Genomic DNA, 25439 nt, shown 5'->3' on the forward strand with positions numbered 1-25439 from the left:
GGTGCAACCGGAGTAACGGGAGCGACAGGTACACCAGGTGCAACCGGAGTAACGGGAGCGACAGGTACACCAGGTGCAACCGGAGCTACGGGAGCGACAGGTACACCAGGTGCAACCGGAGCTACGGGAGCGACGGGCACAGCAGGAACAACCGGAGTCACGGGAGCGACAGGTACACCAGGCGAAACGGGAGCAACGGGCATAGCTGGTACAACCGGAGCTACGGGAGCAACAGGCACGCCAGGTACAGCAGGCACGACCGGAGTGACGGGGGCAACAGGCACACCAGGGACAACCGGAGCAACGGGAGCGGCAGGTTCTGGTACAATCATTCCTTATGCATCAGGACTTCCAGTTGCATTGACTACGGTATTAGGTGGACTTTTAAATACCTCCAGTTTAGTTGGTTTTGGCAGCAGTGCTACAGGAGTAAGTGTTAACGGAGGGATAATTGATCTCACAGGCGCTGCAGGAACCTTGCTTAACTTTGCTTTCTCGGCATCGCGTGCAGGAACGATTACTTCACTGGCCGCTTATTTCAGTACAACAGCTGGACTTAGCTTGGTTGGATCTACAGTAACCATAACTGCACAATTATACCATTCCACTACACCTAATAACTCCTTTACGGTTGTACCGGGTGCAGTGGTAACCTTGGCGCCTCCACTGACCGGCATTTTGTCACTGGGTACAATATCTAGCGGTTTGACTACTGGACTGAGTATTCCGGTAGCCGCCGGTGACCGCCTGCTTTTGGTCTTCTCAGCATCAGTAACAGCCGGAATTGATGTGGCTTCAACCATAGCTGGATATGCAAGCGGAAGTCTTACCATCACTTAATTTTGCTTTATATCAAGTCCAGGAACAGGGACCCCTTGCCGATCATGGCGGAGAGGTCCCTGTCTATGTGTGAGCGTACTACTAGAGCATAGCACTATTAGTTCAAATCGCAGGTTTCGTCTGGTATACAGTGTGCATCCTGTCCGTCCTATTTCGTATTACAGTCAATTGGATAGAAACGACAGTGGATGAAATTGCGGCATTATTTGCTAGAAGAGTTGATTTACCTCAAGTTAGTCCTCTTCAACAGCAACCGGATTCTCCTTAGAACTATTCGAGTCGCTCCAGCTCCGCTCATATGTTATAACGTCTGATTATCATAAGCCTATGTTACAATAGGGTGAAAAAGGAGGAGTCATTATTGATTAAACAAAAAATTGTGATTATTGGCGCAGGGATTGTCGGGGCGTCTATGGCCTATCATCTGGCCAAACGAAATCAAGATGTAACCGTTATTGAACGGCATTCTGCAGCGGCGCGTGAAGTCACGGATAAATCTTTTGCCTGGATACATACGACTCATAGGGTGGCTCCCGATTACTGGCATTTGTACGATGCAGCTTTGGAAGAATATCATGCGCTTCAGCAAGAGTTACCCGAACTGAAAATTCATTGGCATGGAGCGCTAACTTGGGACACTCCGCCCCTAAGGGAGCAACCCCACTTTCAAAAATTAAACCGGGAGCAGCTTGAGGCATTGGAGCCGAATCTGCTGGACTATCCGGACGAAGCGATGTATGTCAGCGAAGAAGGTGCGGTAGACCCCATAGGGATAACGGAGCTGTTGTTGAACAAAGCGAGGGAGTACGGAGCAAAGGTTCAGTTCGATACCAACGTTACACAGCTTCAGCAAGAAGATTCCCGCCTGGTCGGCGTGCATACGTCCAACGGTTTTCTGGAGTCGGATGTCGTAGTATTGGCCGCAGGTACAGGCGTCCCCGAACTTTGCAACCCGTTAGGTTGTCCTGTTCCAATAACGCCGTCGCCTTCCATTCTGATTCGGATGAAAACTGCGAATAAACTGATCCATACATTAATCTCCAATGCGCAATTTGAAGCGCGTCAACTGACAGAATATACGCTGCTGGCTGCGGAAGATTATATCGACGAGTCGGAGGAAAACGGACCGCAGGCGGTCGGTAAGCGAGCGTACGACACATTACGTAGTAGTCTGAAACATGGAAATCAACTGGAACTGGAAAGTATAAAGGTTGGATGGAGACCCATGCCTGAAGACGGCTATCCGATCGTGGGCTTCCAAGATCACGTAAAGGGACTTTATCTAACCGTGATGCATTCTGCAATTACGCTGGCGCCGCTGATTGCACGTCTGGCTGCGAGTGAAATCATCGATCAGGAATCAAGAATTGAATTAGAACCTTGTCGACTCTCCCGATTTTAGGACCATACGAAAACGACAAAAGAGTACATCGCCATATGACCGATGTACTCTATATTACATAGTGCTTAGCTGCTTAATTCTTTTGACCCGTATAATTGATTGAAAAGCACTTAATTCGGAAAGGAGGCATCATTCTATGAAATATTATTTTCTGGAATCTCAATATCCACGTAGAGGGTTTATTAGTGGCGGAACGACCTTCACTCCCGAATTAGGTATGAATTATTTGGCGATAGAGAATCCGCTGCCAGAGGGGACAACGGCAGAGGTTGAGTTACTGTCTACGGTGCGCAACCTGAAAGTAGATTATTTTGAGACGATCACAGGAACGAGACACGTATCAGATCGTTTTAAAGCGCTGTTGGAGGAAACTAATACAAACACACAGTTTATTCCGACAACTGTGTGTTACCACGACGGTCGTTCGGTTGAAAAAACATATTGGCTTGCACATCAGCTTGATCGTTTGGATGTTTTCGATTATGAACGTTCGGAATATGGGCGCAAAGCGGTCATTGCTGCATCTGTACAACAGCCTCCACGTAAGATCGTCAAAGTTGTATCTCAAATCTGCCTTCATGAAGAGCGAATTGGCGAGCATGAATTTTTTATGTTGGATTATATAAATATCTTCAAACCCATTATTTCAAAAGATTTTTACGAGGTATGCCGAAAACATAAGCTGAATCTGAACGTTACAGAAGTCGGAAATTTAAGCATCTAAAATTTTACATGGATATAATGAAGGCACAAAAAAAGCCCGCGTTTGACGCGGGCTCTTAGTTTTTATTTTTCCCCGGTAGCTACCGAATTCTCAACATAACTAATCCAGTCACTCCAGCTTCCTGAATACAACTTCACATTCGTGTATCCCGCTTCTTCCAGCGCAATCACATTCGGGCAGGCGCTGAAGTAATTCCTGCTTATAGTCCTTTTAATAGAGAAGCCTGGTTGCTTGGGAACTGGAAGTCTTCATGCTGTCTTAGCTTAACCGATGTTCTTATGGGTTAATCAAGCTGGAAATTAATAAAAAACCAGTTGGGAGCAGGCCCAAGCCGGTACAGGAGTCTTTATAGCGGTGCTATTTCAGTATATATTTTGTAAGGGTATTGCGGTACCATCGGTCCGTAAGATAGAGCTCACCGTTACCAGCATAAATATAATCGTGTCCAACATCTATGTCGTACCACAACGTGGTAAGGTGGTATTTAATCTGCAAATCCTCGGGGTCAAGCACGTAGAAATCCTCTTTAGCCGAATCCCCTTTGAAATTATTTTCGTCGATGACAGATGGACGCTCTTGCCACTGATACTGCTTCTCTACAGTAATCTCGCCCGAAGATGTGATATGGGATTCCCAGTCGGTATCACCAATTTTCCCGAATTGTTGCTTCCCAAGCAGCAAGTTGTCCTTGCTGAAAAGGCTATATACGTTGTTGCTTTGGATAAGATAGTTGTTGCCGGTAATGCTGATCTTATCCTTGGGGTTAAGGGTACGCACCCATTTCTTTTTGCCGTCGGAGTTGAACCCGGTCACGGTTGCTTCTTTTTTGCTGGACAAGTATACCAAAAAGGACCCGCCGCTAAATGGCATCACCTCGATTTTATTGGTGTTGTATTGAGCTAAGGGAGTTTTCAGAGCATTGAGGCTCCGGTAAATCCTGGTTTGACCTTGATCTGAAGAATGCATAATGAAGCCATTCGGTAGCACTTTAAGTGTCCCTGTAGTTAACCCGCCTTTGTCGATTTTGAGCTTCCGTACCTGATGTCCGTTATTAGTGTACTCCTCAAAAAAACGGATGGAGGTCTTGCTTGATGGATAATAGATAGTGTAGTAAATTAAGATATTTCCGCTATCCAGCACAAACATATCGAACGGATTAGTTATTTTTTTCGTCCACTTCAGCTTGCCGTTTGGATCGACTCCCGAGAGAATATATTCAGTGCCATTAACGTTTCTTTTGTAAAAATAGCTGTAACCGTCCTTACTGTAATATGGGTCCGAGCCGCTGAATGCTTTATCTTTGGCGATGTCATAATAGTCGTATAGCCAATGGGCATCCCCCTTGCGATCGACAGATCCATAGACAAAAGTAGTATTTTTGAATTTGGAAGGCGAGAGAGCCACTTTCTTCTGTAAATGAAAGAACACACGGTCCTTGCTCTGTATACTATTGTAAGTAGTGAATAAGGTATACCCCTTTGGTAGCTTATAGATCCATTCTGGCTCAGGCAACGACTGCTCGATAACCTTGGCAGACGCGGAAGAGCTGCCAATTACCAGAAGTTGCACAGCAAGCAGAATTGCCAGTGCTGTGGTGGTACACTTGAAACGTTTTAAATTCATCGCTATTACTCCTCTTTTTTCCATATGGAAACCTCATTTCCGACTCTTATTATATGGAGCAGAATAAGGTAGAGCAAGGGAATAAATGTAAAAAATAAGGTCGGGATGGATGAAGTAAAAGTCAAAACTTAGGATTCTACACGCCAGTATGCTGGCTGATAACGTGTATTTTGAATACCTTTATTGTTTTAAAGGGGGTTCTCTTAGATGTTGAAAAAAGAACCGCAGGCTTGATGGATCGGATCCAGGCAAGCAAAACATATTTTCTACAGTGTATGTAGTTAGGCTTTTCGAGCTTGGCTTAAACGGTAGGGACAACCGATAGGGAATACCTTTCTGTTCGAGTCCAACGACAAGGGGACGTATACGATACCCAGGCGTTCCAGCGATTTCTAAAGCTAGTGCCAGCCGCCTATCTTTTGGGAAAACTCGTCATAACTCTGGACAATGGACGGATTCACAATGCCAGCCCGATAAAAAAATGGTTTTTATTTCGAATATTTATCCGAGATAAATATTTGGAAAGGTTTGTGGAAATGGCTGAAAAGCGATGTGATTCATATCAGAAGGCCGCCTACCTTGCTACCTCTGACCGTGCACTTCCGAATCACCACAACCCAAAAAAGCCCGCGTTCTTAGCGGGCTTTTTATCACTGTACTATATGTTACTCTTCCCCGGTAGCCACCGGATTCTCATCATAACTAATCCAGTCGCTCCAGCTTCCGGAATACAACTTCACATTTGAATATCCCGCTTCTTCCAGTGCAATTACATTCGGGCAAGCGGAGACACCGGAACCACAATACACGATAATTGCACCATCCTTGTCCAGCTTACTGAAACGTTCTTCTAACGCCCCAGCACCTGTCCAGCGTCCTTCCGAGTCGAGCACATCTTTCCAAAAGTAGTTCACCGCACCTGGAATATGTCCAGCCTTGGCATCGATGGGTTCCTCCAGTCCCGCATAGCGACGGGCATCCCGAGAGTCGATGAGCACAGCTGAGCCATCAGCAGAGGCTTGTTGTACATCCTCAACACTCGCCAACAGTCCTGGCTGCACATTTACCTCAAACGAAGCCGGAATCTGAACCGGCACATCCGTAGTCACTGGAAACTTGGCGTTCTGCCAGGCAGAGAAGCCTTCGTCCATGACATACACCTGGTCATGTCCCAGATAACGAAGTAACCACCACAACCGCGATGCGTTCATACCACCTTGGTCATCGTAGGCAATAATGCGTGCATTCGAGCCGATGCCAGCTTTGGAGAGACGACTTGCGAGAACAGCCGGATCAGGAAGCGGATGACGTCCTCCGTGCGCAGATACGGGAGCGGATAGATCTTTTTCGAGATCGAGATAAACGGCACTTGGAATATGTCCAGCCTCGTAGGCTTGTCTTCCGGCATCCGGTTGACCGAGCAGGAATCGGCAATCGGCAATGACGACATCTGTTTCATACATTCTGGCGAGCAGCCAGCGCATGGATACAATATTTTTCATGAAAACACACCGCCTTATATGTAGTGGGATGGATTCAACCGGAATCTGCGTGATGCAGGTCCCAGTTGTTTTTTACAAATATCCTATTAGAAACGCAAGTTACACCACTGTAGGTTCGACTGGTCCTTTTCCAGCTACAGGAGCATCTGAGGGAATGGGCTGTGGTTTGGTTTTGCCATACCGAATGAAGATCCATACCCCGAAAATAATGACAACCCCGGCAGACATCTGAAGCCCGTTGAGGGATTCACCGAGTAGCATCCAGGCTAGCAGAGAGGAAAATACAGGTTCCCCCAGTACCCCCATCGATACCGTCGTAGCATTCATATATTGAAGCAGCCAGTTGAAGAGATAATGCCCAAAGATCGTTGGCACGATTGCGAGCAACAGGAAAATTCCCCACTCAGAAGCCGCATAACCGCCAAACGGGTGACCATTAACCAGATTATATACCGCAAGCGTACAGGCAGCTACGAAAAATACCCAGAAGTTATAGGAGAAGGCACTTAGTCCGGCACGCAAAAACTGTCCAAGCAGCATGTGTACCGCCACAGCGATTGTTCCGAGCAAAGAAAGAATATCCCCTCGCAGCGCAGTGCCTGCCAACTGAAAATCTCCAGCTCCAATTGCGATCGATCCGAGCAGGGCAACGCCCATACCGATGATCATCATGCGGTTGATTTTGGCTTTGAACAGCCAGACGGAACCTGCAAGAATCAGTATAGGCTCCAAAGCAAGAATGACCGTTGAACTGGCTACACTCGTAAGCCGAAGCGATCCCATCCAGAGCAGGAAATGCAGTGCAAGCATCACGCCGGATGCGAGCAGTAAAGCCCACTGTCTGAAGTTTAAACGCATCATCTCATGCCGGTATTTCCACACAAAAGGCAGCATTAGCAGATTGGTGAGAAACAGTCGGTACATCGCAATGACGGCGACGTCGGCTGTGGACCAGCGTACAAAGATGGAAGAAAACGAAATGGCAATAATGCCGACAAAGAATAGCAGAAAGATCGATCTGCCGGCACGGTTCAAGCTAGTCATGGATGTAGCTCCTTCTTGAAGTCAAATGGCGTAAATCAATTTATTATACAGGAGAATGCATCCGCAGGAAAAGCATAAGAGAAGAAATAGATAAGTAGATTGTAACCGGGCTTGTAACTATTCTGTCATTCTCCAGGACCATTTTTCTATTAATCTTCTATATAGAGACATGAAACGATATAATGTACCAATAATCGGGAAAAAATGAAAGTAAGGAAGTGGCCTGGAAGTGAGAGTTCAACAACAGAGAGCGGGAGAGAGTGGCGGCATTCCGCATAGAACAAGCCGAACCAAGACGCATGGAAGAAGAAAAATCCGGTATGGGAGACTGAGTGCTGCGCTGGCGCTTCTGGCACTGCTCATTATCGGTTTAACATATGCATTCATTGGCATGACGCACTGGATCAAGGATTATGTAGCACCTCCGCCAGTAGCTGCGATTGAACAGCCAACCAAGCTTGGCATGATTGACATGACACCGGAGTCCAAAGAGGAGCCTGCGCGGTTCCAGGGTCAGGTGCGCAAGCTGGCATACATAACGTTTGACGATGGACCAAGTGTATATACCGATCAACTGTTGGATATTTTGAAACAACATGAGGCAAAGGCAACCTTTTTCATGATTGGACGTCAGTTGAATCAACACAAGGAAGCAGTGGAGCGGCTTGTCAAAGAGGGCAGTTATCCAGGGCTTCACAGCATGACACATAACTATAACAAATTGTATAAGAGCGGAAGCTCCTCTAACTTTGTGAAGGAGTTCAAAAAGGAGCAGAAGATGGTCAAGGATCTGATCGGTTTTACGCCGCATCTGATTCGTGCTCCGTACGGCAGTAGTCCCCAGATCGGAGAAGACTTCAGGGGCGATATTGCTGCGGCCGGATTCAAAATGTGGGATTGGACCACCGACTCCCTCGACTGGAATCTTCCAGGTCAGCCGGACAAAATCGTGGAACGGGTTAGCAGTAGTGTACATCGGGATAAGGAAGTGATTCTGATGCATGAGCGCGAGCAAACGGTACAGGCACTGCCACGCATTTTGAAGCTGCTTGAAGATCGGGGTTATGAGTTTGAGGTCTACGATCCGAATGCACATTGGGTATCCAATTTTAGCGCAGACACCCGACTGTAAGAATAACAACATAGCAGTTGCAAGAGAGGAGGCACCCCGAGGTGCTTAGAAGAAAAAAGATAGCTCTGGCCGGGGTCAGCATATTGCTGGCTCTGCTTGTCAGTGCTTGCGGTCAGCCACAGGAACCTGCGGCAAATCAAGTTAATCAATTAATTCTTACCGATCAGGAGATGAACCAGAGCCTGAAGGAGCTTGTTCATCATGAACGGGAAGACATGGAATTATACGGATCGATACTGAGTAAAGGAAAGAACAAAAACAGTAATCTGGAGGCCTTGCTCGATCAGGCAGACGGTCATATTGCCGAGCGAAGAACACTGCTGGAACAAGCTGAAGCGGTGATGAGCAGAACAAAAGAGCAGATGGAAGAGCTGCGAACTTCGCTGGATCAGTTATCCTTTGAGAAGGAAGAGAACCTGGCTCAGGCCCACACGGTATTGGATCAATATGAGCAGAGAGCTGCGTCGTTTGCAGCCTTTGTTGCCTCCTACAAGCAGAGTCTCGATGCGGACGAGCAATTATATGCATTGATGAGAGGAAATGTGGAGCCAAATTTGGTTAAAATCAAACGTGCGATTCGGGAACGGAACAGCCAATATGCCAAAGTTGCCGAGTTAAGACAGCAGTTCAACAAGCAGACAAAAGCTTTTAACGGAGCCAACGCGAAGCTTGTGCAAATGGAGCAAGCCGGTTGAGTATTCATGGTGTCAAAGAAGCATTGAACACTTTCTATGATTGAGCGACGGGTCAGCCGTGTAAGTAATACTAAGCTGTCAAGTTAACAAGTCAGGCAACATGGACAAACATCATTGCGTATAAGCTAACGGAGGTGTTCATATGCGAAATACTATGAATATTAGTGCATCATTACTTGTTTTGGTTATGGGATTCTCGCTTGTTGCCTGCGGCAATAGTAGCCCTACTGCTCAGCCACCCGCGAATAATACAGAAGAACAGACACCGGCACCAGGGAAGCAGCCTGAGGAAAGTGCTGTGATTGAAGCGGAAGGAATTTTGACCGGATGGGCAGATCCGCACACGGTTGAAATTCGTGTGAAAGAGGAACCGATGTCTTTCCAGGTGGGTGAAGATCTGCAGAAATCTTTGGATGACATTGACGATGAAGATTCCGTTCAATTCAAATATGTAGAGAAAGCTATTGAAGGCGATACAACGATCAAACAGTTGGTGCTTACGGAAATCACCAAGGTCGAGTCCGATGGCGGTAACGGTACGAATGCAGGTGGTAATGTTACATCTGATCGTGCCAAAACATCCGAGCTGGAAGTGACCGTGGAAGGCATGACTGAAAAGCGCCCAGTTACACTGGCTCAAGGCAAAGGGTACTCATTATATGTGTTTGAACCGATGGTTTACGATGCGGATGATCATGAATTGACCATGAAGATTGATCCGGATTACGAGGTCGAGATTGAAAAACTGCCTTCGGATTATAACCTGAATGAACTGAAAGTGGATGCGAAGAAAGAGCTGTCAGAAACCGGAGAGGTCAAGCAATTAAGTGAGGAAAAGCTTAGCAATGGCCCGATGAAAGAGGCAAAATTGTTCATGATGTCTCAAAACAATAAGAAAACAGAGTATTTCATCGTAAAAGAGCTGGATGGCAATGGCTTCGCTTTCCATATCCATGCACCGGTTGGCGAACCCTCAGAGGGTTTCATGCCTATGGTCTATGCCTCCATCAATTCCATCATGAACGAGTAAGCGTGCTTCGATATTAAATAGGTATGTCGTGAATTTGAAAAAGCCGGAAGGAACGATGCGCTAAGCATAGGTTCCTCCCGGCTTTTTGTTCGTATGTCTATTCAGTTTGCGGGATCAAACCCTTTGACCTATTGCTAATCAGGTTAAGATGGTTGATTCCTGTCGCCCTTTGAGCTCTTCATAACGGGCAACGGCATGCTGATGGACGGGATGTTCGTCGGGAATTCCCATGCGCTCACGAATGAAGGCAGAGACGCCATCTTCGCGAATCAGGTGTTGGAGCTTTATGGCTTCCTCGTCATGTTCATGATTGAACAGCATTGCGGCTGCCATAGCGGAAGTTAAATGAGGAATTTCAATTCCGAATTCGCTGGCCTGCATCGCTGGGCGAACAAGCCGGTCATAAGGCGATAACTTGCGAAGGGGTGAACGTCCGACCCGGGTTACCTGATCCGTCAGGTTCGGATTGGCAAAACGTTCGAGAATCGTATCGATATATTTGCTGTGTTTCTGTGGATTAAAACCGTGCTTGGCGATGAGCATGGCTCCGGTTTCTTCCATCACTTTGCGTACCTTGGCACGAAGAGGTGCATGACTCATAGCTTGCCGGATCGTCTTAAATCCTTCAAGATATCCGAAGTATGCGGCAACGCAGTGACCGGTATTCACCGTAAACATTTTGCGCTCAATATAAGGTTCAAGAGAGTCCACGTAGTGCACACCTTCAATTTCCTTAAATCCTTCCAGCAGTGCAGGGCGATGAACCACCCATTCATAGAAAGGCTCAACGGTAACTTGTAGCGGGTCTTTATGATCCTGAGCGGGGACGATACGATCAACCGCTGCATTGGGGAATGAGACATAGCGCTCTGCTTTTTCACGGGTTTCTACATCCAGAAACGGATATATCCGTTTTTTCAGCCGAGTGCTGCCTCCGATGGCATTTTCGCAAGCGATAATGTGAAGTGGTGCAGAATTATTATTTTTCATACGCAGATAGATGCCTTTGGCGATCGGTTCAGCGATATCTTCCAGCGCCGATACACCGACGGCTGTTGTGATCAGATCTGCCGAAGCAATCACTTCAGCAACGCGATCCTGTTCGCCGACATTAATGGCGGTTACGTTATTCACAATCGTTGTATCCTGATCCGCATTTGCGAGGGTAATGGGATACTCCTGCCTCTTTTGAAGCATGGCGATTTTCTTCGGGTTACGTGCGACAAAGCAGACTTCATAATCGGAAGCGGACAACATATGACCGATAAATCCGCGGCCAATATTGCCCGCACCAAAATGTACAGCTTTCATGTGTGAACTCCCCCTTTAAAGTTTGAAATGCGAAATTCGTTCAGTCTTTAGACCGTAGTGACGAGTGGTTTCGAAATCAAATCGTTAAATTCGAGGTCGGTCAGGCATGACAGCCGTTGGTGAGGCATATCGAAATCAAGTGTCCCGGTAATGGTATTCGAGATGACAACGCAGTGAATACCAGCCGCAGCAGCTGCACGCGCGCCGTTAGGTGAATCCTCAATCGCTACGGCTTCGTCTGCAGTTACTCCAAGGGCTTCAAGTGCTTGATTGTACAATGCAGGATCAGGCTTCACATGTGCAACATCATCTGCGGTGCGAATGACTTCAAAGTAATCCTTCAGCTTGAGCTGTTCCAGATGCTGTTCAACCCACTCTCGTTTGGAGCTTGACGCCACAGCCAGTTTCAATCCAGCTTTGCATGCAGCTTTAAGGTAATTCTGGATACCGGGTCTTACCTGTTCTTTGTTCATTAATGCTGCATGTTGCAGCTGAACGGATTCCCTGAACGCTTCCCGATCGATCGGAAGATTCAAATCTGTGATGAGGTACTCATAAGGATTAAATGTTTTCAGACTGGTACCGATGCATTGCGAGTACATCTCCAGGGTTAAGTCTACGCCTTGTTCCTTGTAGGCATCACGAAAAGCAACATACCACGCTGTCTCCGTATCAATAATCGTTCCATCGAAATCAAAAACCAGTGCCTTAATCATAAATTTGTTCCTCCTGTTTCAGAATTAGTTTTGGGATAAAGCTAAATGAATTTCTCTGCAAATACACTCCGTAATCTTTTGACTTGCGGTACATTAGTTAACGCGAAAGCTAAGTTATAAATATTAATTTGGGAAAAAACAGGTGTATAAGCTAATAAAACCGTAACATAGGACAAACGGAAGGGTCAAGCGCGTTATGATTGTTTACATGTAAAACTTGCACATGGATGATGTGTTTTCAGAAAATTGTAAAAGTGGAAAAACGTTATACCCTTTGCGTGTAAGCGGTGTACTGGAAAACCTGTATTTTCAGTTTAAACGTATCAAACTTTTTTTAAGAAATTTTGGATAATTCAACCGTTCAACAGCTTTCGACACTTTTATAATAGAAGAAAGGCAACTCAGCATAGGTTAAAATAAATTTGCAATCGAACTAACCTATTAAAATTCTTTACGCCATATCAAGCCATGTGGGAGAATGGAAGAAGTCATTTGAGAATTAAATCGCGGAGGAGGGATCGACGATGCTGCATAAGGATCGTTTCCAAGGTTGTTTCATTGGGCTTGCCGCGGGAGATGCACTGGGAACCACAGTGGAATTCAGCAGTCCCGGCACATTTGAGCCTGTTACCGATATTGTTGGCGGCGGGGTATTCGGTCTGGCGCCTGGACAGTGGACGGATGATACGTCGATGGCCCTGTGTCTGGCAGAAAGCCTGGTGAGAAAAGAGAACTTTGATCCCGGGGACCAGATGCGCAGATATACGAATTGGTACCAGGTGGGTTATATGAGCAGTACGGGAACCTGCTTTGATATTGGCGGGGCTACTCGCAGTGCCCTTGAACGGTTTGCAGCAACCGGTGAAGCGTATAGTGGTTCAACCAACCCGATGACTGCTGGGAATGGATCAATTATGCGGCTCGCACCTGTAGCCATGGCATATGCCAACCAGCCGGATCAAGCAGTACGGTATGCTGGGTTGAGTTCCAGAACGACACATGCTGCTGTTGAAAGTGTTGAAGCATGTGAAGTGCTGGCTGCAATATTGGTTGCAGGACTGCGCGGAGCGGACAAGGATGTCATATTACGGCCTGATACCTGCCATCAGTGGAGGGAAGAGAAATCTTTTTCACCAGCGATTGAAGAAATTGTCCAGGGATCATACCGGGATAAAGCACCGCCAGATATTCAGGGAAGCGGCTATGTTGTTCGTTCACTGGAAGCAGCGTTATGGGCATTCCATCAATCATCGACCTTCGAAGAGGGGGCGCTGCTGGCAGTGAATCTGGGTGATGATGCGGACACCACGGGAGCGGTATATGGGCAAATCGCCGGAGCGTATTATGGATTAAGTGGCATTCCGGCACACTGGCGAGAGAAGCTGGCCATGCAGGATACGCTGAGCGAATTGTCAGAGGCATTGTGGTCAAAGGCCGAAGCTAGATAGAAGAGACAGGAGAAGAGAACATCATATGCGTAAGACAGAGTCATCTCAAACGGAATCGCAAGTTACGAAATCTGCTAAACGAGGGACGTTTCCTTTATCCCTTTTATGTCTGACGGTAGGGGCTTTTGCCATTGGCATGACAGAGTTTATTATTGTGGGCCTTCTGCCCAATGTAGCGACGGATTTGAATGTGAGCATCCCCCAAGCAGGGCAGTTAATTACGGGTTACGCGCTTGGTGTGGCGGTGGGTGCGCCTATACTAACCGTGTTCACGCACAAGATACCGCAGAAAAAACTGCTGGTACTGCTGATGTGTATTTTTATCATCGGAAATGCATTGTCTGTTATTGCACCAACTTACGGGTTGCTCATCTCGGCACGTATTCTAACGGCATTCGCCCACGGTACGTTTCTAGGTGTAGGCTCGCTGATGGCAACGCGGTTGGTTGCACCGGAGAGAAGGGCAGGGGCAGTATCCGTAGTCCTGGCTGGATTAACGATTGCCAACATTATCGGTGTGCCGTTTGGTACCTTCATTGGGCAGCAGCTCGGATGGCGGTCATCGTTCGGAGCCATTACCATTCTTGGCATCATCTCATTGATTGGTATCATTCGTTTCATTCCGGTGATTCAGCAGGGACCGCCAGCAAACCTTGGCCAGCAATTCCGGAATCTGGTTCGCCCTCAAGTGTTATTAATATTGCTGATTGGTGCGCTGGGCTGTGGAAGTCTGTTCGCTGTGTTCACCTATATAACACCAATGCTTGTCGATATTAGTGGTTTTGCTGAGCAGAGCGTGACTTGGATTCTGGTGCTGTTCGGTGTCGGCGTTACATTGGGTAATATGCTTGGCGGTCGTCTGGCAGACTGGAAGCTGATGCCTTCCTTGATGGTTAACTTTGGTATACTGGCAGTTTTGTTGGCGGCCTTAACGTTGACGCTGGACAATCCGTATCTCGCGGTAATCACCATCTTCTGCTGGGGCGTTGCGGCTTTTGGTATTATGCCAGGGTTGCAAATTCGAATTATGAATATGACTCGCGAAGCACCGCTGCTGGCGACGACGTCGAGTCACTCGGCCTTTAATCTGGGCAACGCAGGTGGTGCCTATTTGGGCGGGTTTGCAATTACGCATACCGGACTTATCTCAGTACCGTTGTATGCAGCAGTTATTGCAGCACTTGGACTTGTTGGATTATTTATTAGCGTGACAATGGAACGCAAAACGAGATTGCCGGAAATCGCCGATGCTGTAGAGCCGGCACCGGTGAATTAAATAAAGATAGGTAGATGCAGCCTTCACTCCGCATTAACGTGTGGGATGGAGGCTGTTCTATGGCTGGATTACAGTTTCAACTAGAAAAAGACAAACCAGCCAAGTTACAGTATTATTGGTATATCATAATAATTAGAAAGGATGGATTTCAATTTGAATAAAACATTTGCTATGTTAATAAGCTTCTTATTGGTGTTTCTATTTATAATCCCAATAAGTGATGCGAATGCAGCCGGGTCGAGCACAGTAACGACAAAAATTTACTCGTATAAAGGGCAAAAGTATGTTCAAATTATTGGCGGCGAACAAAAGGTCAGGGATAAAATAAATAAAACACTCAAAATCCATGCCGTAAATGCCGCTAAAGAGAATACATATCTAAAAAAACAGCAAGATTACTTTTACTGGAATACCACTGCACAGACTAAATACAATCAAAACAACCTACTATCTATTGTATATACAGATTATAATTTCAGAGGCGGCGCGCACGGGTATGAAGAAGTAACGACTTATAATTATGATCTAACAACAGGAAAGCGCCTCTACTTGAACCAAGTGGTTCAAACCAATAAACAAGCTGTTAATCTAGCTGAGGGTATTGAATCAGGCCTAAAGAGTAATGAGAATGTTTTCCCGGACAGTTTTTATAACTTTCCCTTGTCGAATACATCTAGCTTTTACTACCAAAACACAGGAATTGTCATGGTATTCAATCCATACGAAGTCGGGCCTTATGTGGCGGGATTTATAGAGGTAAAAGTTCCTTTCTCCAAAATTCAGTCTGAACTGAACAGGCCATTTTTTGATTTAAATAAAAACTCCATTCAAGAGTTGAAGAGTGGAAGAATACCGGGTTTTGAAAATATAAGCTTTGGACAAACAAAAGCGGAAGTATCGAAAGCGCTGAAAAGTTCGGATAGTGAACCCTATTATGAACCGGAAATGGGAGGACTTTTCTGGATATTTGAAGGGGTAGAGTATGCTTCCTTTAATTTTGGGGAGGGGGACACAGACCGTCTTGATCATATTTATTTGAGTTGGAAAACTCTCCCTATGAAAACCTTCAGTGACATTGAGAAGATATTGGGAAAAGGTCAAAAGGGTGAGAACCCTGATATTCAAGAAGAATATTTACTCTCCTATCGTTTTGGGGACACCCGAGTCCATTTCGCCTCCAATTCAACCGAGGGAATCATTCATGGCATTACCATCTCACATTACTAAGAAAAGATGCTGATTTTGTACTCTCCAAGTGTTGGGGCGGAAACATTGTACCATAGGAAGTCGCTAATCTAGCGGCTTTTTTACTTTCGTTGTAGGAGTTGCTATATATTATTTCCTGTTTCCACTCAGACTTGAAAGGATCGTTATTGTGAGAAAAATAATTAATTATATTCTGATCTTGCTGATCATTTGGGTAGCGCTACTTTATCCTATTCGTTCTGCGTGGTTTGAAGGTGTAAATCAAATTCCAGAAGATCTTCATGGTATTTATTTACTGTTCTTGTTCTTTGGCTATCTTATTTGTTCATCTGGGATGGGGCTTATGCTTTACAAGCTGTGTTTTAAACGGAAAGAATAGTAAATATAGTAGTTGAAATCATTCATTTTTCCAAGGAGAAGGTGACAACTTGTACTACTACAAAGGTGCGTTCAGAGAAACGGACAATTTTATTTATTTCAAAAGCGATGTTCAATTAGCCGAGAATGATGTCGTGATATTTGGTGAGAAGAAGTATTTTATCGATAGTGTCGAGAAAGAATTCCTCATCCTTCAAAAGGTGGGCTCTATTGTTTCAGTGAGTGTATAAATCTTCGCGAATAACTTCCCTTTTTCAAGTGTACGTGCACTTCTGGGCACACGCCTACATACAATAAATCGACCCTGTTCCCACATGTGCTCAGGCCAGATCGTTGTAAAACTGCAGGAGGTGTCATCTGTGCCCGGATTGTTTACCGCAATTGCCCTGTTCATCAAAGAGTTAACGTTACTCGTCTCGTATGTCAAAAATAATGCATTTCCCCAGCCACTGGCTGAGGATGATGAAGCCAAACATTTACGCCTTATGGCTGAAGGCAACGCACATTCACGTAATTTGCTTATCGAACACAATCTGCGCCTCGTCGCGCATATCGTCAAGAAATTTGACAATACTGGCGAAGACCAGGAAGACTTGATTTCGATCGGAACGATTGGTTTGATTAAGGCGATCGAAAGTTTTCAACAAGGCAAAGGGACTAAACTCGCTACGTTTGCTGCCCGCTGTATTGAAAACGAAATACTTATGCATTTGCGTTCCCTGAAGAAAACACGCAAAGACGTATCTCTACATGATCCAATCGGAACGGACAAAGAGGGAAATGAGATCACCCTTATAGATATCCTCGGAACAGAAGCCGACGACGTTGTAGATAAGGTGCAACTCAAGATTGAAAAAAGCAAGATTTACCGCAATCTCGACATCTTGGATGATCGGGAGAAGGAAGTTGTTATTGGCCGATTCGGCCTTGAGGCAGGCGGGGAAGAGCGCACCCAGCGCGAGATAGCCAAGGAACTTGGCATCTCACGCTCCTATGTATCACGGATTGAGAAGAGGGCGCTTATGAAGCTGTATCACGAGTTTTATAAGGCGAAGCAGTGAGATTACAAGCTACAAGGTAGTAGAGCTAACAATAGCGTTTAGAGGAAGCGACTTGTCTGCGGATGAGTTGCTTTTTTGTTTTAGTTGCTGCGCAAATCAACGAGTACGAGTACTGCGTACCACTGGAGACGTGGCAGGGATTTGCGCGTTATATTAGTTGCATATGACTAATTGCCTCGCACCATGAAGAAAACATATAAGATGCGTCCCTTCATGATTAGATAGGAACGGACAAAGAGGGAAATCACCATTACCGATATTCTCGGAACAGAAGCCGACGGAGTTGTAGAAAAGGTGCAACTCAAGATTGAGTAAAATAAAATTTATCGCAATCTCGACATCTTAGAAGATTGGGAGAAGGATGTTGTTATTGATCAATTCAGCCTAAAGCAGGCGGGGAGGAGCGCACTCAACGCGGGATTGCCAAGGAAACTGGCAGCTCACGCTCCCATGTATCACGCATTGAGTAGCGGGCATTTTTTGCTCGCTTTAACTTTAATTCCCCCGATTTAACCATTTCAGGATGATCTCCACAACTTCCAAATATCGCTGGCCGACGAGCAATCCGGTATGGGTGGTGTCCCACAGCCCTGCATATTCAGCGCCAAGCTGTCCTGCAGTCAATTGACCTCTTCGCTCCTCATCATCGGATTCTACGGCTTTGATGACCAGACTTGGACATGTAATTAAATTGCCGTTGATGGATACACCGCCGCTTGACCCAAATGCCGCCGAGAACGTGAGAAATGCCTTCGATGACTCCATCTGCAGATATTTACGCTGAAATGCAATATCCTCCGCTGATTCATCAATACTGCTGTGCTCTTCGCGGGCCGGGGGAGGGATGACAATGTCAGGTGTAATTCGATTACTCTCAGGATAGGGAATCAATTGATGAACTTCCTGGCTTAGACTGGAATCAATCACGACCAATCCAGCTAAAGCAATCGTCTCGGCAATCTTCTGACTGAGTATTCCGCCCATGCTGAAGCCGATGAGAACAGGGGGCGCTGTACACTCTGCCAGAACTTCGCGGATATCCTCCAAATAATCCTCAAACGTAATTTTCGTCATGTCTATTACCCGGCTTTTGTAATGACTTCTGAGGTTCATAACGTAGCAGGTCCAGCCTTGTTCAACGAAGTGGGGGATATATTTGCTCCACATCCAGCTGCCTGTATATGCGCCATGAACAAACAAGAGAGGTGGCTTTGTTACTGAATTTACCGAGTGGGGAGCCGTATCAGCTTCATATATTTCTAGGTGCAAATCATGTTTTCCTATCGTCTTGACTTCATGTTTAGGTAGCAATTGAGTAAAATCGATCATTAGGACAAACCTCCAAAATTAGTTTTATATCAAACTATTACTCCAAAAAAAAATTAGAAGTTGCCGTGAATTTTCATCAAAATTCGAAGCAGTTCTTTTTTCTCCGCTTCAGTAACATCCGCATAAAACGCGTCCAGCATACGACGTGAAATATGTTCAAATACCGGTTTAAGCTCTTCTCCTTTTGCAGTCAATGTCACATGGACAATCCGTGAATCTGTTGCATCACGTTCTTTGGCGACATAACCGTTGCGCACCAATTTGTCTACAAGCGCTGTGACCGTGGATTTATCCTTACCGATTTTTTTGGCGATCTCAGCCATGGTCATTCGAGAATTATTGTACAGGGCGTAGATGATATCCCCATGGGACGTGGCCAGATCCTGGATTCCTTGTTCAGCCATCTCGGATAAAATGAAGCGGTTGACCTTCTCTTTAATTTTGGATATGAGTGATATAGCGTCTGTCGTTTTCATACGAGTAATATAGTTTGTTATCAAACTAATGTCAAGCTCGGATTTCAATATTGGTGTGTAAAGGAGATAAAAAAGAGCAGCTAGAATAATTTCCTGCTCTTTTGGTTGTGTTCGAATGTCCCTTTTTTTGTATATTTATAATTGACAAAGATAATCATTCTCAATTATAATCCGAGAAAATGCTTTGTAAATAGCTAAATTTTTATTATTCAAATTCAAGTGAAATTGATGGGGGAAGAGATGGCACAGACGGCTCAGATTCAGAAGCAGCGTATGGGAAAAAGGGAGTCCCTGATTCACAGCAAATCCGGTTTTGCAGTATTAATTGCCGCTTTAGTCATCGTAATGGTTGTTTCGGTTGGGATTGCTGTATCCATTGGACAGGTGAGCATTCCGCTTGCCGAGTCTTATCGTATTCTGTTGTACAAATTAACCGGATTTCAATTCGGCTCTACGCCGATTGAGGCGGGGTCCTTTACGGATATCATCTGGCAGATTCGCTTTCCGCGTGTACTGATGGCCATGTTTATCGGTGCCGGGTTAGCTCTGTGTGGTGCAGTTATGCAGGCTGCCGTGCAGAATCCACTTGCAGACCCGTATATACTTGGGATCTCCTCAGGAGCTTCACTCGGGGCTACGTTTGCCATTCTGATCGGATTTGGCGCGATTGGCTGGCTTGGTCAGACCGGGGTGGCCTTCTGGGCATTTGCCGGAGCGATGGGTGCATCCTTGTTGGTCCTGGCTCTCGCAGGTATTCGGGGGAAAATGACATCGGTCAAGCTGGTGCTTGCCGGGATGGTCATTAATGCACTGTGCAGTGCCTTTTCGAACTTTATCATTTATTTTGCCAACAATTCTGAAGGCATCAAGACCGTAACATTCTGGACCATGGGCAGTCTTGCCTCATCAGGATGGAACAAGCTTCCGCTGATTAGCATCGTTGTGCTCGTAGCCATTCTGTTCTTCCTGTTGCAATCCCGGGTCCTTAATACGATGCTGCTGGGTGACGAAGCTGCGGTTACGCTAGGGATTAATCTCAGTGTATATCGCAGGTTGTATATGCTGTTAACGGCTCTCGTCACCGGCGTAATGGTGGCAAGCTGCGGCATGATCGGTTTTGTCGGATTGATTATTCCGCATATTGTGAGAGGGCTGGTTGGATCTGACCATCGTAAAGTCATGCCAGTATCCGTACTATTCGGTGCCATCTTCCTGATCTGGACGGATGTTATTGCACGATCACTGATTTCCAGCGTTGAATTGCCGATCGGGATCATTACAGCGATGATTGGTGCGCCGATGTTTATGTATATGTTAGTCAAAAAAGGCTACGGTTTTGGAGGAAAATAAACATGAAACTGAATGTAGAAAATGTATCCATATCGGTGCTGAACACGGATATTATCCGGGACATTTCTTTACAGGTAAAAGGCAAGCAATTCGTCGGGCTGATTGGCCCGAACGGTTGTGGCAAATCAACGCTGCTCAAGAGCATCTATAAAGTGATCAAACCGCAGCAAGGCAAAGTATTTCTCGATGATACGGACATTTTGAAATCCAGTCCCAAGGTCGTGTCCCGGCATATGGGCGTTGTAGGTCAGTTTAACGAATTGAGCTTTGATTTTACTGTGCGTGAAATGGTCATGATGGGTCGCACTCCTCACAAGAAGCTGCTGGAGACGGATAATGAACGGGATTATGAAATCGTGGAGCAGGCGTTGGAAAAGGTACATCTGACCGGACATGCGGACCGCAATTACGTGTCCCTGTCCGGCGGGGAGAAGCAGCGTGTGGTCCTCGCCCGAGTGCTGGCGCAGCAGCCCGAATTTCTGATATTGGACGAGCCTACCAATCATCTGGATATCAAATATCAGCTTCAGATCCTCAACATTGTGCGGAGTCTGGATATCGGCATATTGGCTGCGCTTCATGATCTCGAACTCGCCGCAGAGTATTGTGATTACCTCTATGTTGTGAAGCAGGGACAGATTGTGGTTCATGGCAAACCCGCCGATATCCTGACCCGTGAAATGATTGGTGAAGTATTCGACGTGGAATGTGAAATCTACGAAAATCCGGTTACCGGTGGCTTGGGTATTGCCTATTTGAGTACACGGTGAGACAAGGACTGTCTTAGCTGAAACTCACAAATGTTCTCTCATTATCTCTTCCACTATAACTCCGGTTGCACAGGCAATTATGGAGTAAGTAGCAAAAGAAGAACTGTCTTTAAGCGGAATATATGCTTAAATGACAGTTCTTTTTGTTCTAGAGTCAAGTGTCACATGTCACGTGTATTCAGATGCCATGCCTCACCTTTTTTGAAGGCGGGGCTACTCCCTCTAAACCAATGCTCCCATTGCTTTATATGTTCCCAACAGGGCAATTCGGGTTAGTTGAAGAGCCATATGATGAGGTGAATTTACCTTATTGTCAGCAAGCCATTTGTGAATAATTCCAATGGTGGAGAAGCTGATGTGATCCAGCAAAATATCCAGAGGCACTTCTTTTTGCTCCATACCTAATTGGGATATCCGATCCAAAAACATCTCTCTAATCACTTCATTCAACCGCCTGTTGAAATTCCCGGCAGGATTAATGAGTACCATCACCCGATAGAATTCATCATGCTCTAGTATGTGCTCGAACAATACTGCAAAAATGGGATCTGGCTCGTTAAATGAATTTAGGCTCCCAAGATGAGCATTCCGTTCCGCCAGTAACTGCTCAAGCAGTTGAAATTTCTCATTCACCATGCTATCCAATAAATCATCCTTGTCCAGAAAGTGGGCGTAGAAGGTAGATCGATTGATATTCGCTTGTTCGGCGATGTCCACGACACTAATTTCGGTAAAGGCTTTCTGTGGCAGAATTTTCAGGAGAGCTTTGGAAATCATCACACGGGTCCGTAAAATTCTTCGATCCACTCCACGGGATTCATTCACTTCTCATCACCTCGAAAACAACGGATTGATCAACTTTGTTGAGCCTTCAAATGGTTTAGGAATGTAGATTAATAAGACATTTCGCAACACATCGGTCAAATGCGTTGCTTAACCGTCAGATTCTGCCTAATTGATCGTTGATATCCAACGGATAATAGCTATCATAATAAATAAAACATACCAAATCAATCGGAAAAATAAAATATAAAGATAGGAATGAGGTCATACCTATGGAACTGTTTTGGTTTATTCCCACACACGGGGATGGTAGGTATCTTGGAACAAAAGAAGGAGCCCGGGCAGTCAGTTATCATTACTGCAAGCAGGTGGCACAAGCCGCGGATGAACTTGGATATGCCGGTGTTTTGTTACCTACGGGAAAATCGTGTGAAGATGCCTGGATTGTGGCTTCATCGCTGATTTCTTCCACGGAAAGGCTCAAGTTTCTTGTCGCTGCGCGTCCAGGTCTGATGATGCCAACCACAGCTGCACGCATGGCCGCAACCCTGGATCGTTTCTCCAAAGGAAGGCTGCTGATCAATGTGGTGGCTGGTGGAGATCCAATTGAGCTTGAGGGAGAAGGGCTGTTCCTGGACCACGATGAGCGCTATGCGTTAGCCGATGAATTTCTGACCATTTGGCGCAAGGAATTGGAGGGAGAGGCGGTTGACTATGAAGGCAAATATCTGAAGGTTAAGGGTGGCTCTGTCCTGTATCCGACCATCCAAAAGCCACATCCCCCACTCTATTTTGGAGGTTCCTCGGAAGCCGCAATGGAAGTGGCAGCGGACCATGTCGATGTGTATTTAACGTGGGGTGAGCCTCCAAGTCAGGTGGAAGCCAAAATTCATCAAATGCGGGAGCTGGCTGCAAAAAAAGGAAGAAGTATTCGTTTTGGCATACGTATGCATGTTATTGTGCGTCCGACAGCAGACGAAGCATGGAAGGCCGCTAATGAGCTGATCTCCCAGCTGGATGAGGAGACGATAGCCGCTGCCCAGAAGATCTATGCTCGCATGGATTCCGTAGGACAGCAGAGAATGGCCAAGCTGCATAATGGTGATCGTTCCAATCTAGAGATTAGCCCCAATCTGTGGGCGGGCATCGGCTTGGTTAGAGGTGGTGCCGGAACCGCACTTGTCGGTGATCCCGATCAGGTGGCAGCCAGAATCAGAGAGTATGAAGAACTGGGGATCGAGACCTTCATTTTATCCGGTTATCCGCATCTGGAAGAATGTTATCGTACCGCGGAGCTATTATTTCCAAAGCTTCAGTACTCGCAACATGGAGAAAGCGGCGATCATTCCTTTGTTGGTCCATTTGGAGAAATCATTGCCAATAACAACATTCCGGACCACATGGTCAAAACTGAAGTTACCTCTAAGTCTTAATTTCATAACGGATTGCAGATTAAGACAACTAAAAGACACCTGAAGGCATTCGGGTGTCTTTTTTCATGCTGTAGAAAGGGGCCACCTGCGGCCAGCCATCTCTATATTCTATTCAACTATTTCATTTAATGTATCTTGGAGTCAATTGGACGCGAGTGTCCATCCTGGATGACCTCCTGGAACAGTTCCTTGGATTCCGTGGGCCACGTACCTTGCTTCAGGAGTGCTTCCAAATCGCCTATGTTACTGGGCGTGCGTGCCGTTTGAGCACATAACCGAGTTGCCCGTTTGGTTCCATCGTGGCCGTTTCCAGATCGGCAATACTTGTAATCCCAAGATGGAATTCCATATCCAGTCCATTGGTTGTATTCCTTTCTGTACCCAATCATGTTTCGTATTTTCTTAGCCTGTTCCTGATCTGGTTGAAATATACAACTGCTTAGGAGAAGAGATGTGGATAAGGAAAATAGTCCCGACATTATAAGGACCATTATACTACATCCTAAAATAAGGAAATGACCGATATTATTATGGAGAGCTTTCTTCTAAAAAATGAGGAGTGATACAACGTACAATGTATACAAACATGTTACAAAAGCATCTTTCCCAAGGAGATATGGAAGGCGTTGTTAAACAAATAGCATATATTGGTGAAAAAAAGGATATAACTCAATTCGCTTTTTTGATTGAACTCCTGAAATCTACGGACAACGCCATACTACGCAACACAATTGCTATCGCTTTATCTGACATTGGAGATGATCGAGCAGTCGAACCGTTAATTGAAGTCATCACCGACTCCAAGACATCAGGAAGTAGAGGCACATTGCTATACGCTCTTGAAAATCTGGATTACATAGTACATATTGAGAACATTATTCCATTTATCGGTGATTCCAGTCTGGAAGTGAGCGCGCAGTCATTTATGTTGCTGGAGCAGATGATGGATAGGTTATCGGATTTACAAAACCTTAGGTGTCAAACAATTATTGAAATGCAAATCTCACATAACCAAAGCAAGCTTCTGGAAGTAGCATTAGACATGTTGAAGAAATGGAGGTATCAAGAAATTAGATGAACACGTTTCTTTCAATCTGACCTCCCTATCGTTTACAATAAGGAATTGAATGCAGCATACGAAGGAGCGGGTCATATTGGCAAAGCAGAAATACTATGTCGTCTGGGCAGGAAAGCAGCCTGGCGTATACAGCACATGGGCGGAATGCAAAGCACAAACGGATCATTTTACCGGAGCAAAATATAAATCGTATGAATCGAAAGCTGCCGCCGAAGAGGCATATCGTGCAGGATGGAAAGGAAACTGGGGTACGGGTGCCAGTGGTTCAGGCGCTTCTTCGAAGACGAAGTCTAGCAGTAGCGGAAGAAGCGCGGGCATGGAGACCTCCGCAGAAATTGACTATGACAGCATCTCGGTTGATGTTGGTACGCGTGGGAATCCAGGGCCAGTGGAATATAAAGGCGTGGATACCCGCACGGGTGAGATTATTTTCTCCGTTGGGCCAATTTCCAAAGGTACAAACAACCTTGGGGAATTTCTGGCAATCGTACATGCCTTGGCGTATCTCAAAAAAGAAGGCAGTAGTAAGTCGGTTTATACGGACTCCGTCAATGCGATGAAATGGTTGAAGCAAAAAGCGGTATCCACCACACTCGCAAGGGATGCTTCCACCGAAGAGATCTGGCTGATGATTGACCGTGCCGAGCAGTGGCTGCGTACGAATACGTACAGCAATAAAGTGCTAAAATGGCAGACCAAGCAGTGGGGCGAAATCAAGGCGGATTACGGCCGAAAATAGCCCTATTTCTCTACAATTTCTGTATTATTAATTTTCTATGAGAAACGATGTTTACAATTTCCAGTTTCCATTCTATAATCAGTTCATTATGAT

The 25439-nt window shown here is 45.8% G+C and carries 26 protein-coding genes and 2 pseudogenes; 18 read left to right on the forward strand and 10 right to left on the reverse strand.

Features of this window, described 5'->3' with window-relative positions:
* From G3352_RS26975 to G3352_RS26985, 3 genes are all read left to right on the forward strand, one after another.
* Positions 1–840, forward strand: an 840-nt coding sequence (locus tag G3352_RS26975; RefSeq protein WP_275898462.1) for an exosporium glycoprotein BclB-related protein, incomplete at its 5' end; no start/stop codon positions are given.
* Positions 841–1201: 361 nt separating this feature from the next.
* Positions 1202–2242, forward strand: coding sequence for an NAD(P)/FAD-dependent oxidoreductase (locus tag G3352_RS26980; RefSeq protein ID WP_163761213.1), 1041 nt, complete (start codon positions 1202–1204; stop codon positions 2240–2242).
* 136 nt (positions 2243–2378) lie between these two features.
* A complete protein-coding gene (locus G3352_RS26985; RefSeq protein WP_163761214.1) occupies positions 2379–2966 on the forward strand; it encodes an imm11 family protein in 588 nt (195 codons plus the stop codon).
* Between the two features lie 62 nt (positions 2967–3028).
* Here G3352_RS26985 and G3352_RS26990 read toward each other — a convergent pair.
* The 4 genes and pseudogenes from G3352_RS26990 to G3352_RS27005 all read right to left on the reverse strand — a co-directional run.
* A pseudogene (locus G3352_RS26990) lies at positions 3029–3151 on the reverse strand (sulfurtransferase); the annotation flags it as partial.
* Positions 3152–3323: 172 nt separating this feature from the next.
* Positions 3324–4589, reverse strand: coding sequence for a hypothetical protein (locus tag G3352_RS26995; protein ID WP_163761215.1), 1266 nt, complete (start codon positions 4587–4589; stop codon positions 3324–3326).
* Between the two features lie 665 nt (positions 4590–5254).
* Complete coding sequence (locus G3352_RS27000) at positions 5255–6091, reverse strand: sulfurtransferase (RefSeq protein WP_163761216.1); 837 nt, start codon at positions 6089–6091, stop codon at positions 5255–5257.
* 99 nt (positions 6092–6190) lie between these two features.
* Entirely contained in the window at positions 6191–7135 is a 945-nt protein-coding gene (locus G3352_RS27005) for a DMT family transporter (RefSeq protein ID WP_163761217.1), read from the reverse strand.
* Positions 7136–7364: 229 nt separating this feature from the next.
* Here G3352_RS27005 and G3352_RS27010 point away from each other — a divergent pair, with 229 nt between their 5' ends.
* The 3 genes from G3352_RS27010 (at position 7365) to G3352_RS27020 (ending at position 9992) form a co-directional block, all read left to right on the forward strand.
* A complete protein-coding gene (locus G3352_RS27010) occupies positions 7365–8267 on the forward strand; it encodes a polysaccharide deacetylase family protein (protein WP_256716748.1) in 903 nt (300 codons plus the stop codon).
* 41 nt (positions 8268–8308) lie between these two features.
* Positions 8309–8962, forward strand: coding sequence for a YkyA family protein (locus tag G3352_RS27015; RefSeq protein WP_163761218.1), 654 nt, complete (start codon positions 8309–8311; stop codon positions 8960–8962).
* Positions 8963–9104: 142 nt separating this feature from the next.
* Entirely contained in the window at positions 9105–9992 is an 888-nt protein-coding gene (locus G3352_RS27020; RefSeq protein ID WP_163761219.1) for a hypothetical protein, read from the forward strand.
* Between the two features lie 138 nt (positions 9993–10130).
* On the opposite strand, the gene G3352_RS27025 is transcribed toward G3352_RS27020, so the two are convergent.
* Both G3352_RS27025 and G3352_RS27030 read right to left on the reverse strand, forming a co-directional pair.
* Positions 10131–11303: a mannitol-1-phosphate 5-dehydrogenase gene (locus G3352_RS27025; RefSeq protein WP_163761220.1), complete on the reverse strand. Its 1173-nt coding sequence runs from the start codon at positions 11301–11303 to the stop codon at positions 10131–10133.
* A gap of 47 nt (positions 11304–11350) precedes the next feature.
* Positions 11351–12019 carry an HAD family hydrolase gene (locus G3352_RS27030; protein WP_163761221.1) on the reverse strand — a complete coding sequence of 223 codons (669 nt, stop codon included), beginning with the start codon at positions 12017–12019 and terminating at the stop codon, positions 11351–11353.
* Between the two features lie 524 nt (positions 12020–12543).
* Between G3352_RS27030 and G3352_RS27035 the strand changes: the two genes are divergently transcribed.
* From G3352_RS27035 to G3352_RS31315, 7 genes and pseudogenes are all read left to right on the forward strand, one after another.
* Positions 12544–13467, forward strand: coding sequence for an ADP-ribosylglycohydrolase family protein (locus tag G3352_RS27035; RefSeq protein ID WP_163761222.1), 924 nt, complete (start codon positions 12544–12546; stop codon positions 13465–13467).
* Positions 13468–13492: 25 nt separating this feature from the next.
* The gene (locus tag G3352_RS27040; RefSeq protein ID WP_163761223.1) at positions 13493–14743 is read left to right on the forward strand and encodes an MFS transporter; all 1251 of its coding nucleotides are present in this window, start codon (positions 13493–13495) and stop codon (positions 14741–14743) included.
* A 153-nt stretch (positions 14744–14896) separates the two neighbouring features.
* On the forward strand, positions 14897–15970 hold the full coding sequence (locus tag G3352_RS27045) for a DUF3298 and DUF4163 domain-containing protein (RefSeq protein ID WP_163761224.1): 1074 nt from the start codon (positions 14897–14899) through the stop codon (positions 15968–15970).
* Positions 15971–16118: 148 nt separating this feature from the next.
* Positions 16119–16328 (forward strand): hypothetical protein, encoded by a 210-nt coding sequence (locus G3352_RS30965; protein WP_205525087.1) that lies wholly within the window; start codon positions 16119–16121, stop codon positions 16326–16328.
* A gap of 49 nt (positions 16329–16377) precedes the next feature.
* Positions 16378–16557, forward strand: a complete 180-nt coding sequence (locus tag G3352_RS27050) for a hypothetical protein (RefSeq protein WP_063565447.1) — start codon at positions 16378–16380, stop codon at positions 16555–16557.
* Positions 16558–16686: 129 nt separating this feature from the next.
* Positions 16687–17388 carry an RNA polymerase sporulation sigma factor SigK gene (gene sigK / locus G3352_RS27055; RefSeq protein WP_064636235.1) on the forward strand — a complete coding sequence of 234 codons (702 nt, stop codon included), beginning with the start codon at positions 16687–16689 and terminating at the stop codon, positions 17386–17388.
* A 200-nt stretch (positions 17389–17588) separates the two neighbouring features.
* A pseudogene (locus G3352_RS31315) lies at positions 17589–17858 on the forward strand (sigma factor-like helix-turn-helix DNA-binding protein); the annotation flags it as partial.
* A gap of 25 nt (positions 17859–17883) precedes the next feature.
* Here the strand turns inward: G3352_RS31315 and G3352_RS27065 are convergent.
* Together G3352_RS27065 and G3352_RS27070 are read right to left on the reverse strand one after the other, a co-directional pair.
* Positions 17884–18717: an alpha/beta hydrolase gene (locus tag G3352_RS27065; protein ID WP_163761225.1), complete on the reverse strand. Its 834-nt coding sequence runs from the start codon at positions 18715–18717 to the stop codon at positions 17884–17886.
* A gap of 53 nt (positions 18718–18770) precedes the next feature.
* Positions 18771–19193: a MarR family winged helix-turn-helix transcriptional regulator gene (locus G3352_RS27070; RefSeq protein ID WP_163761226.1), complete on the reverse strand. Its 423-nt coding sequence runs from the start codon at positions 19191–19193 to the stop codon at positions 18771–18773.
* A gap of 273 nt (positions 19194–19466) precedes the next feature.
* Here G3352_RS27070 and G3352_RS27075 point away from each other — a divergent pair, with 273 nt between their 5' ends.
* Both G3352_RS27075 and G3352_RS27080 read left to right on the forward strand, forming a co-directional pair.
* Positions 19467–20543 (forward strand): FecCD family ABC transporter permease, encoded by a 1077-nt coding sequence (locus G3352_RS27075; protein ID WP_205525089.1) that lies wholly within the window; start codon positions 19467–19469, stop codon positions 20541–20543.
* Positions 20544–20545: 2 nt separating this feature from the next.
* Positions 20546–21313, forward strand: coding sequence for an ABC transporter ATP-binding protein (locus tag G3352_RS27080; protein ID WP_063568424.1), 768 nt, complete (start codon positions 20546–20548; stop codon positions 21311–21313).
* A 222-nt stretch (positions 21314–21535) separates the two neighbouring features.
* Here G3352_RS27080 and G3352_RS27085 read toward each other — a convergent pair whose 3' ends face one another.
* Positions 21536–22138, reverse strand: a complete 603-nt coding sequence (locus G3352_RS27085; RefSeq protein ID WP_163761228.1) for a TetR/AcrR family transcriptional regulator C-terminal domain-containing protein — start codon at positions 22136–22138, stop codon at positions 21536–21538.
* Positions 22139–22368: 230 nt separating this feature from the next.
* Here G3352_RS27085 and ssuD point away from each other — a divergent pair, with 230 nt between their 5' ends.
* On the forward strand, positions 22369–23529 hold the full coding sequence (gene ssuD, locus G3352_RS27090) for an FMNH2-dependent alkanesulfonate monooxygenase (protein ID WP_163761229.1): 1161 nt from the start codon (positions 22369–22371) through the stop codon (positions 23527–23529).
* 238 nt (positions 23530–23767) lie between these two features.
* Here the strand turns inward: ssuD and G3352_RS31320 are convergent, their stop codons facing one another.
* Entirely contained in the window at positions 23768–23914 is a 147-nt protein-coding gene (locus G3352_RS31320; RefSeq protein ID WP_163761230.1) for a YetF domain-containing protein, read from the reverse strand.
* 201 nt (positions 23915–24115) lie between these two features.
* On the opposite strand from G3352_RS31320, the gene G3352_RS27100 reads away from it, so the two are divergent.
* Entirely contained in the window at positions 24116–24607 is a 492-nt protein-coding gene (locus G3352_RS27100) for a HEAT repeat domain-containing protein (protein WP_163761231.1), read from the forward strand.
* 76 nt (positions 24608–24683) lie between these two features.
* Positions 24684–25346: a ribonuclease H gene (gene rnhA / locus G3352_RS27105; protein ID WP_163761232.1), complete on the forward strand. Its 663-nt coding sequence runs from the start codon at positions 24684–24686 to the stop codon at positions 25344–25346.
* Positions 25347–25439 lie beyond the last annotated feature (93 nt).

The sequence above is a fragment of the Paenibacillus sp. ALJ109b genome, from assembly GCF_010747435.1.
Lineage (GTDB): Bacteria > Bacillota > Bacilli > Paenibacillales > Paenibacillaceae > Paenibacillus > Paenibacillus taichungensis.

What these genes read in the sequence shown, in the direction of transcription:
- G3352_RS26985 (WP_163761214.1), top strand. Translation starts at nt 2,379, where the DNA reads ATGAAATATTATTTTCTGGAATCTCAATATCCACGTAGAGGGTTTATT.
- G3352_RS26995 (WP_163761215.1), bottom strand. Translation starts at nt 4,589, where the DNA reads ATGAATTTAAAACGTTTCAAGTGTACCACCACAGCACTGGCAATTCTG.
- G3352_RS27000 (WP_163761216.1), bottom strand. Translation starts at nt 6,091, where the DNA reads ATGAAAAATATTGTATCCATGCGCTGGCTGCTCGCCAGAATGTATGAA.
- G3352_RS27005 (WP_163761217.1), bottom strand. Translation starts at nt 7,135, where the DNA reads ATGACTAGCTTGAACCGTGCCGGCAGATCGATCTTTCTGCTATTCTTT.
- G3352_RS27020 (WP_163761219.1), top strand. Translation starts at nt 9,105, where the DNA reads ATGCGAAATACTATGAATATTAGTGCATCATTACTTGTTTTGGTTATG.
- G3352_RS27025 (WP_163761220.1), bottom strand. Translation starts at nt 11,303, where the DNA reads ATGAAAGCTGTACATTTTGGTGCGGGCAATATTGGCCGCGGATTTATC.
- G3352_RS27030 (WP_163761221.1), bottom strand. Translation starts at nt 12,019, where the DNA reads ATGATTAAGGCACTGGTTTTTGATTTCGATGGAACGATTATTGATACG.
- G3352_RS27035 (WP_163761222.1), top strand. Translation starts at nt 12,544, where the DNA reads ATGCTGCATAAGGATCGTTTCCAAGGTTGTTTCATTGGGCTTGCCGCG.
- G3352_RS27040 (WP_163761223.1), top strand. Translation starts at nt 13,493, where the DNA reads ATGCGTAAGACAGAGTCATCTCAAACGGAATCGCAAGTTACGAAATCT.
- G3352_RS27065 (WP_163761225.1), bottom strand. Translation starts at nt 18,717, where the DNA reads ATGATCGATTTTACTCAATTGCTACCTAAACATGAAGTCAAGACGATA.
- G3352_RS27070 (WP_163761226.1), bottom strand. Translation starts at nt 19,193, where the DNA reads ATGAAAACGACAGACGCTATATCACTCATATCCAAAATTAAAGAGAAG.
- G3352_RS27075 (WP_205525089.1), top strand. Translation starts at nt 19,467, where the DNA reads ATGGGAAAAAGGGAGTCCCTGATTCACAGCAAATCCGGTTTTGCAGTA.
- G3352_RS27080 (WP_063568424.1), top strand. Translation starts at nt 20,546, where the DNA reads ATGAAACTGAATGTAGAAAATGTATCCATATCGGTGCTGAACACGGAT.
- ssuD (WP_163761229.1), top strand. Translation starts at nt 22,369, where the DNA reads ATGGAACTGTTTTGGTTTATTCCCACACACGGGGATGGTAGGTATCTT.
- G3352_RS27100 (WP_163761231.1), top strand. Translation starts at nt 24,116, where the DNA reads ATGTTACAAAAGCATCTTTCCCAAGGAGATATGGAAGGCGTTGTTAAA.